The sequence below is a fragment of the Pseudomonas sp. 18.1.10 genome (assembly GCF_024655625.1).
Classification (GTDB): domain Bacteria; phylum Pseudomonadota; class Gammaproteobacteria; order Pseudomonadales; family Pseudomonadaceae; genus Aquipseudomonas.
Genome location: NZ_JANLGL010000215.1, coordinates 1 through 9100, shown reverse-complemented (window position 1 = coordinate 9100; position 9100 = coordinate 1). Strand labels below are relative to the sequence as shown.

The following is a 9100-nucleotide window of genomic DNA, read 5'->3' as shown; positions in this document are numbered from 1 at the left end:
AGCCAATACCTACTTCACTGACACACCGCTTTCGCGAGCAAGCCCGCTCCCACATGTTCGACCGGTGCCGGGCCTTGCCCCAGTTGTTGATCGGCGCCCCATGAACCGCCTAGCGCGGTATACAAGCGCACTTGCGCAACCAACTGCGCAAGCTGGTCGACAATCAACGCCTGCTGCGCACTGAACAGCGAACGCTGGGCATCGAGGAACGTGAGGTTGCTGTCCACCCCGCTGCGGTAGCGGTGTTGCGCCAAGTCGTAGTACGCCTGGTTGGCCGCGACAGAATCCCGCTGTGCAGCGAGTTGGTCGGTGTAGGTCTGGCGGGCGGCGAGGCCGTCGGCGACTTCCTGGAAGGCGGTCTGGATGGCTTTTTCGTACTGGGCCACGCCTATGTCTTTTTGCAGTTTGGCGTAGTCGAGGCTGGCGCGCAGGCTGCCGGCGTTGAAGATCGGCAGGTTGATCTGCGGCTGGAAGGTCCAGGTGCCCGAGCCGCCCTTGAACAGCCCGGACAGCTCGGTGCTGGCGCTGCCGGTGTTGGCGGTAAGGGTCAGCGACGGAAAAAACGCGGCACGGGCGGCGCCGATATTCGCGTTGGCGGCTTGCAGTTGGTATTCGGCCTGGAGGATGTCGGGGCGCCGTTGCAACAGGTCCGAGGGCAGCCCGGCCGGCACCGACGCCACCAGGTCGGCGGTCAGCGGGCGGGCGGGCAGGTTGGCATCCACCGCAGTGCCCACCAGCAGGGTCAGGTTGTTGAGATCCTGGGCCACCTGGCGTTGATAGCGGGCCACGCTGGCGCGGGTGCTTTCGACACTGGTGCGCGCTTGCACCACCTCCAGCGCCGAGGCTTTGCCGGCGCTTTTGCTGCGCTGGGTCAGGCGCAGGCTATGATCGTCGGCGGCCAGGGTTTGCTGGGCCAACGCCAGCAGTTCCTGGTCGGCCCGCCAGGTCAGGTAGGCATTGGCGACGTTGGCCACCAGGCTCAATTGCGCACTGCGTCGCGCCTGTTCGGTGCCCAGGTACGTGAGCATCGCCTGTTCGCTGAGGCTGCGTACACGCCCGAATAGATCCAGCTCGTAGGCGCTGAGGCCCAAGGTAGCGGAATAGCTTGAGGTGATTGCGGACTGGCCAGTGCCCGTCACGTCCCCGGGCAGCTTTTGCCGCTTGCCCACCGCGCTGGCGGACACCGCCGGGAACAGGTCCGCACGCTGGATGCGGTACTGCGCCTGGAACGCTTCGACGTTCAGCGCCGCCACCCGCAGGTCACGGTTGTTGCGCAGCGCATCGGCAATCAGTTGTTGCAGCGCGGGGTCCTGGAACAGCGGCTGCCAGTCCGTGGTGACCGCCGAGGTGTACACCCCGCCTTGGGGATACTGCGCCGGGATTGGCGCGGCGGGCCGCTGGTAGTGCGGGATCAGCGAGCAGCCGCCGAGCAGGCAGGCGAGGGTGAGCGTCAGAGTGCGCATCAGGCGCCCACCATCCATTTCGCCAGCCCGTGCCGGCCACTGACGCCCAACTTGGCGGCAGCGCGCTTGAGGTAGGTCTCCACCGAGCTGTTTTTCACGCTGAGTTTTTCCGCCATCTGCGGCACGGTGCCGCCGGTCAACAGGCCCAGGCAGACTTCCTGCTCCCGCGCCGATAAGGTGATATCGCTGAGCGCCAGGCGCTTGTAGAACTCACGCTGCAATTGCGACTGCTCCTGCACGTTATGTGGCGCTTCGACCTCGCTGTGTGGCGCTTGGCGCAGGCTGTGTGCATGCCGCTCCATCAGGGGCAACAGGGTCTCCGAGAGGCACTTGAGAAACGACAACTCGGCGAGGGAAAAACCGCGCTGGGCGGGCGGGCGGTACAACGAAATCACACAGCGCCGGTTGGCCTGGCGCGACACCAGGTTGCACTGGTGCGAGCTGCCGCCCTTGGCTTTCATCTGGATCAGCAGCGGGGCCTGCATGCGCAACATGTCCCGCAGCAACGGATGGGTGTCGAGCGGGTGCAGGGTCTGGGGCGCCGACAACGCCTGCTTGAGCCCCGCGCTACCGAGCAAGGTGATGTCGAGCACGCTGTCGCGGCTTTCATCGAGGGTCCATTCACTGAGGTCGACCAGGTGGATCGGTACCCACTTGTCGACCAGTTGCAACAGGTTGGCGGCGAACGCCTCATGGCCACTGGTTGCAATCAACTCACCCATCTTGGCGTAGAAATGCGGGTTGTCCGTGGTGCCAATACTCTGCGTCAAGCTCATAGCCATCTCATCCTTGATGTCCAAAATCGTCAGCAATCAGCCCGTGAAATCCTATTCAGCCAGGTGATTTGTCCTACGTATGTAGCAGAAATGCGTGACACAAGCTGCCATAAAAACAACGTCATTAATTCGACGTTTCTGACAGTGTTTTCCGCCGAAGAAAAATGAAAAATAATTTTAAATGTTAGTTAAGTTATTGAATTAAATAATGAATTATTTTCATTTTGGCAGTTTTCAACCCGTCGACATCGGCCAGTCATAGCGAATGTCCTACATCCATTTAATCGTTTCAGCTGTAGGCCATCAGCCAAACCCAATTCCATCCATTTGGATGTCCGGGTTTAGGGTGACAGACAGGCCCCGGACCCCATGCTCAAATCCGGCAATTTCGCCGTAGGGGGCCTCCCTGCGTGGCCAGTGCCCTACCCATGAGAAGGATCTTATGCAGCCTCTACCCAGCCTGCCGACCCGCTTCCCCCTCACCGCCGCCCAACAGGACATCTGGCTCGACCAACTGCGCCAGGGCGACTCGCCGCTGTACAACATTGGTGGCTACGTGGACTTTGCCGGCGCCGTGGTGCCGGCGCTGATCGAACAAGCCGTCGCGCAGCTGGTGGCCACCCACGATGCGCTGCGCAGCCAACTGCATGGCGGCGTCGATGGCTTGCCCGAGCAAACCTTCGTGGCCGAGATGGCGGCCGAGGTGGCGCTGCATGACGTGTCGACGCAGCCTGATCCCGGCGCGGCGTTCCACACGTTGATGCAGGCGCAGATGGCCCGGCCCTATGCCCTGGCAGGCGAGCCGCTGTTCCGCTTCTTCCTGGTCAAGCTTGGCAGCCAGCACTACCGCCTCGGCACCCAGGCCCACCACTTGATCCTCGATGGCTGGGGCTTTGGCCAGATGCTGCAATCCCTCGCCAGTCTGTACAGCGCCCTGGAGCAGGGGCGAGCGGTGGAGCGATTGGCGCCGTCCTATCGCGACTTTATCGACGCCGACCTGAGCTATCGGCAGTCGCCCCGTTATGCCCGCGACCGCGCCTATTGGCTGGACAAGTACCAGACCTTGCCGGAACCGCTGCTCACCCCGCGCCACACCGCCAAGGCGCCGAGCAACACCTGGGTGCAGGCGTTTCCGCTGGCCTTGCTCGAACGCATGGAGCAGGTGGCCAAGGGGTACCAGGCGTCGGCGTTTCATGTGCTGCTGGCGGCGCTGCATGTGTATTTCAGCCGCACCCGCCAGCGTGAGGAATGGGTGGTGGGAGTGCCGATTCTCAACCGCGCCAACGCCCGCTTTCGCGCAACCGTCGGGCTGTTTGCCCAGGTCAGTGCGGTGCGTTTGCAGTTCGATGCGCAACTGCCCTTTGGTGAATTGGTGCGTGGCGTGCGCGACCAGCTCCAGCAGGACTTTCGCCACCAGCGCTTTCCCTTGAGCGAGATGAACCGTGAGCTGGGCCTGCGTCGCAGCGGGCGCGAGCAGTTGTTCGAGGTGTCGCTGTCGTTCGAGCAGGACGACCATGACCTGCGCTACGGCGACGTCCAGGCCCGGGCGGTCAAGGTCTCCAATCACCATGAGCCGCTGCCGTTGGCCATCCACCTGCGCAGCAACCGCCAGCAGGGCAGTGCGTGCCTGCATTGCGTGTACAACGAGGGGTATTTCCAGCACGACGAGGTGCAGGCGCTGGCGCAGGGCTTGATCTGGCTGCTGGAGCAAGGGCTGGACGACAGTGCGGTGCCGGTCGGTGAACTGGCGCTGGTGACCCCGGCCGAGCAGGCCCGGTTACGGCAGTGGAACGCCACGGCGCAGCCGGTGGTTGAGCCGCGCACCGTGCACGGGCGGATCGCGGCGCAGGCCGAGCGCACGCCGCAGGCCATTGCCGCGCAGTACCAGGGGCAAACGCTGACCTACGCCGCCCTCGACCAACAGGCCAATGGCTTGGCCCATCAACTGCTGGCCCACGGCGTGCAGCCGGATGATCGGGTGGTGATCCTCGCGCGGCGCGGCCTCGACACGTTGGTGGGGTTGCTGGCGATTCTCAAGTCCGGCGCCTGCTACGTGCCGGTCGACCCGGCCCATCCCGCCGAGCGCGTGCATTACTTGCTGCACGACAGCGCGCCGGCGCTGGTACTGGCCCAGCCCGAGTTGCTGCATCGCCTGCCCACGCTGGCGGTGCCCGTGATTGCGCTGGGTCAGGTGGCGCAACCGTCGAACCAGTCGCCCCGTGTTGCGGTCATCCCGACGCACCTGGCCTATGTGATCTACACCTCCGGTTCCACCGGTCTGCCCAAGGGCGTGATGGTCGAACACCACAGCGTCTGCAACCTGGTGGACTGGCACTGCCAGGCGTTCGAATTGCAGGCCGGCAGCCATACGGCGAGTGTCGCCGGGTTCGGCTTTGATGCGATGGCCTGGGAGGTCTGGCCGGCGCTGTGTGTGGGCGCCACGGTGCACCTGCCGCCGGCCCATGACGGCGCCGAGGATATCGACGCGCTGCTGCACTGGTGGCGCGGGCAACCGCTGGACGTGTGCTTCTTGCCAACGCCGGTGGCCGAATACGCCTTCAGCCAGGGCCTGGGCCACCCGACCTTGCGCACCTTGCTCATCGGCGGCGACCGCCTGCGTGCATTCCCCCAGGCGCAGCGCTTTGCCGTGGTCAACAACTACGGGCCGACCGAAGCCACGGTGGTCGCCACCTCCGGCCGCGTCGAGGTGGGGCGGCCGTTGCATATTGGCGCGCCGGTGGCGAATGCCTGCGTTTACCTGCTGGATGCGCAGCAGCGCCCGGTGCCCATTGGCGTCACGGGGGAGTTGTACGTGGGCGGCAAAGGCGTGGCCCGTGGTTACTTCAACCGGCCGGACCTGACGGCGCAGCGCTTCGTCGATGACCCCGACACGGGCGGGCGCATGTACCGCACCGGCGACCTGGCACGCTGGCTGCCCGACGGCAATCTGGAATACCTCGGCCGCAACGATGACCAGGTGAAGATCCGTGGCGTGCGTATCGAACTGGGCGAGATCGACGCGGCGCTGGCCGCTCACCCACAGGTTGCCGACGCGGTGGTGCTGTGTCGCGAAGGGCAGCTGCTGGCCTGGTTTATCGAGCGTGAGCCGGTGGCAATCGACGCGTTGCGCAGCCACCTGCAAGCCTCGTTGCCCGACTACATGCTGCCCGTGGCCTACACCCGGCTGGCGGCGTTGCCGCTGACCGCCAACGGCAAACTCGACCGCAAAGCATTGCCAGCACCGACTCAGGACGCCTTCGTGACGCGTGTGTTCGAGGCCCCGCACGAGGGCGTGGAAACCACCCTGGCCGAGCTGTGGGCCGAGCTGTTGCAGGTCGGCCAAGTGGGGCGCCACGATCATTTTTTCGAGCTGGGCGGGCACTCGCTGCTGGCGGTGCAACTGGTGCAACGCATGCGCCAGGCCGGCCTGCGTGCCGATGTGCAGGTGTTGTTCGGCCAGCCGACGCTGGCAGCCCTGGCGGCGGCGAGCGCAGGCCGCGACAGCGACGTGCCGGCCAACCGCGTGCCGGCCGATTGCGCCGTCCTCACCCCGGACCTGCTGGCCCTGGCCACGCTGGACCAGGCCAGCCTGGATCGCATCGTCGCCGGCATTCCCGGTGGTGCGGCGAATGTGCAGGAGATCTACCCGCTGGCGCCGTTGCAGGAAGGGTTGCTCTACCACCACATCACCGATGAGCACGATCCCTATCAGCAACAAGCGCTGTTCAGCTTTGCCGGCCGCGCGCAGTTGGAGGCATTTGCCCAGGCGCTGCAACAGGTGATCGACCGCCACGACATCCTGCGCACCAGCCTGGTCTGGGACGCCCTTGAGCAGCCGATGCAAGTGGTGTGGCGCGAGGCAAGGCTGCGGGTCGAGCCGCTGGGCGAAACCTGTGCACCGCTGGATTTGCGCCAGGCGCCGCTGATGGCCCTGGACTATCGCGAGGAGCCGCAGCAGCAGCGCTGGGTTGCCCGGCTGCGCTTCCATCATCTGGTGAATGACGCCACCTCGACCACGCTTCTGCTGGATGAAATACGCGCCCATCTGCGCGGTGAACAGGCGCGATTGCCCGCGCCGGTGCCGTATCGCAACGTGGTCGCGCAGGCCCGACTGCCCGCGCTTCAGGCGGCACACGAAGCGTTCTTTCGTGAGCGGTTGGCCGACGTTGACGAGCCGACCCTGGCCTTCGGCCTACAGGACCATCGGGCGCAGCCAGCCGACACCGAAGCCGCCGAACAGGCGCTGGGCGAACCCCTCAACCAGCGCTTGCGCGCGCAGGCACGGGCCTTGGGCGTGAGCGCCGCAAGCCTGTTTCACGTGGCCTGGGCCCAGGTGCTCAGCCGCGTGGCTGGCCGTGATGATGTGGTGTTCGGTAGCGTCCTGCTCGGCCGCTTGCAGGCGGGGGAAGGCGCTGATCGGGCCCTCGGCATGTTCATCAACACCTTGCCGCTGCGTCTGGATTTGGCCGGGCAAAACGTGGTCGAGGCGGTGCGCGACACCCATCGTCAATTGAGCGCGCTGCTCGTCCACGAACAAGCCTCACTCGCCCTGGCCCAGCGTTGCAGCCAGGTGGCGCCGCTGTTCAACAGCCTGCTCAACTATCGGCATACCGCTGCAGACGCCGCGCCGGACCTGGGGCCGGGCATCGCCTTGCTCAGCAGCGAAGACATCCTCAGTTATCCGCTGATGCTCACGGTGGACGACGTTGCCAGCGGCTTTCGCCTCAAGGCCAAGGCGCCGCGCCAGGTGGGTGCCGCGCGTCTGCTGGGCTACCTCGATATGGTGCTCAACGGCCTGGCGGATGCCCTTGAACATGCCCCGCAAAGCCCGCTGCGCGAGGTGCCGGTGCTGCCCACCAGCGAACTGCACCGCCTGCTGGTGGACTTCAACGCGACCGCCACCGACCACGACGCAACCCAGACGGTACAAGCGCTGTTCGAGGCCCACGCGCGGCACATCCCCCATGCCGTGGCGGTGCAGGCCGGCACGTTGCAACTGACTTATCGTGAACTCAACGAGCGCGCCAATCGGCTTGCATACGCCTTGCGCGAGCGCGGGGTGCAGCCGGACTCGCGAGTGGCGCTGTGCGTCGAGCGCGGGCTCGACCTGGTGGTGGGGTTGCTGGCCATTCTCAAGGCGGGCGGCGCCTATGTGCCGCTGGACCCGAGCTATCCCCGCGAGCGCCTGGCCTACATGCTCCACGACAGCCAGCCGGTGGCGTTGCTGGTGCAGGGCGCCACCCGCGACTTGCCGGGTGACGTGGCGATCCCGGTGTTCGACTTCGACCGCTGCACCTGGCAGCAGGCCCCCACCGGCAACCCACGGGTGCCGGGCCTGACCCCCGCCAGCCTGGCGTACGTGATGTACACCTCGGGCTCCACCGGCACGCCCAAGGGCGTGATGATCGAACACCGCGGCCTGACCAACCTGCTGCACTGGGGCTCGCAGCTATGCCCGAACGCCGAAGGCGGCGCGCTGTTGCAGCGTGCGCCGTTCAGCTTTGACGGCTCGGTGTGGGAGCTGTTCTGGCCGCTGGCCAATGGCATGCGCCTGGTGCTGGCGCGGCCCGATGGGCATCGCGAGCCGGCGTACCTGGCGCAGGTGATTCGTGATGAAAAAATCACTGTGATCAAGTTCGTGCCGGCGATGTTGCAGCAGTTCCTCGAACTGGAAGAGTCGGCGTTGTGCAGCAGCCTGACCGATGTGCTGTGTGGCGGCGGCGAACTCACCGAGGCCCTCGCCCGTGGCGTGCAGGCGCGCCTGCCGCAGGTGCGCTTGCACAATGTGTATGGCCCCACCGAAGCCACGGTGGACAGCAGCGCCTGGACCCTGGAACCGGGCGCCCGCGTGCCCGCGCTGCAATTGCCGATTGGCCGAGCGATCAGCAATACCCGCCTGTATGTGCTCGACGAACACGATGCACCGGTGCCGATGGGCGTCAGCGGCCACTTGCATATCGGCGGGGTCGGCGTGGCGCGCGGCTACCTGGGGCTGGCGCAGATGACCGCCGAGCGGTTTATCGACAGCCCGTTTGTGGCCGGTGATCGCCTGTACCGCACCGGCGATCTGGTGCGGTACTTGGCGGATGGCGACTTGCAATTTCTTGGGCGCAATGACTTCCAGGTCAAGCTGCGCGGCGTGCGCCTGGAGCTGGGGGAAATCGAAGCATGCCTGGCGGCGCATCCGGCGTTGCGTGAGGTGGCGGTGCTGATTCGGGATGAGCGGTTGGTGGCGTATTTCACCCTGCGTGGCGAGGCGCCGAGCCCGGAGGTGTTGCGTGCCCATGTGCTGGAGCAACTGCCGGAATATATGGTGCCGGCGGCGTTTGTACCGCTTGACGCGTTGCCGCTGAACCCGGCGGGTAAGCTGGATCGCAAGGCGTTGCCGGAGCCGGGTTTGGCGTCGGTGCTCAGTCGCGCGTATGTGGCGCCGGTGGGGGAGGTTGAAACGCTGATGGCCGGGATTTGGGCCGAGGTGTTGAAGTTGGAAAGGGTGGGGCGGTATGACCACTTTTTTGAACTGGGTGGGCATTCGTTGCTGGCGGTGAATGTGGTGGCGCGGATGCGCAAGGCTGGGTTGGAGGTGGATGCGCGGACGTTGTTCAGTCAGCCGACGTTGGCGCAGTTGGCGGTGTGTGCCGTGGCGCAGGTTCAGCCAGTGGCTGTTGCTGAAACCGCTATCCCTGCGCTCAATCGGCGTCGTCGGATTTGAAACCTGACCGCCACTGACTATGAGGGCGGGCTTGTGTGGGAGCTGGCTTGCCTGCGATAGCGGTCTTTCTGTGTACATATCCATTATTTGGGTTACGGCGGCTTATGGTTCCGCCCTTACGGCGGCTCACTTTGGAAAAGCCGGAGTGC

The 9100-nt window shown here is 65.5% G+C and carries 3 protein-coding genes; 1 reads left to right on the top strand and 2 read right to left on the bottom strand.

The window, feature by feature from the left end; all coding sequences use genetic code 11:
* Positions 1-14: 14 nt before the first annotated feature.
* Positions 15-1463, bottom strand: coding sequence for an efflux transporter outer membrane subunit (locus tag NUV89_RS24770; protein WP_257783390.1), 1449 nt, complete (start codon positions 1461-1463; stop codon positions 15-17).
* Positions 1463-2239 carry a helix-turn-helix transcriptional regulator gene (locus NUV89_RS24765; protein WP_257783389.1) on the bottom strand — a complete coding sequence of 259 codons (777 nt, stop codon included), beginning with the start codon at positions 2237-2239 and terminating at the stop codon, positions 1463-1465. Before NUV89_RS24765 ends, NUV89_RS24770 begins: the two co-directional genes overlap by 1 nt.
* Positions 2240-2681: 442 nt before the next feature.
* On the opposite strand from NUV89_RS24765, the gene NUV89_RS24760 reads away from it, so the two are divergent.
* A complete protein-coding gene (locus tag NUV89_RS24760; protein ID WP_257783388.1) occupies positions 2682-8951 on the top strand; it encodes a non-ribosomal peptide synthetase in 6270 nt (2089 codons plus the stop codon).
* Positions 8952-9100: the final 149 nt, after the last annotated feature.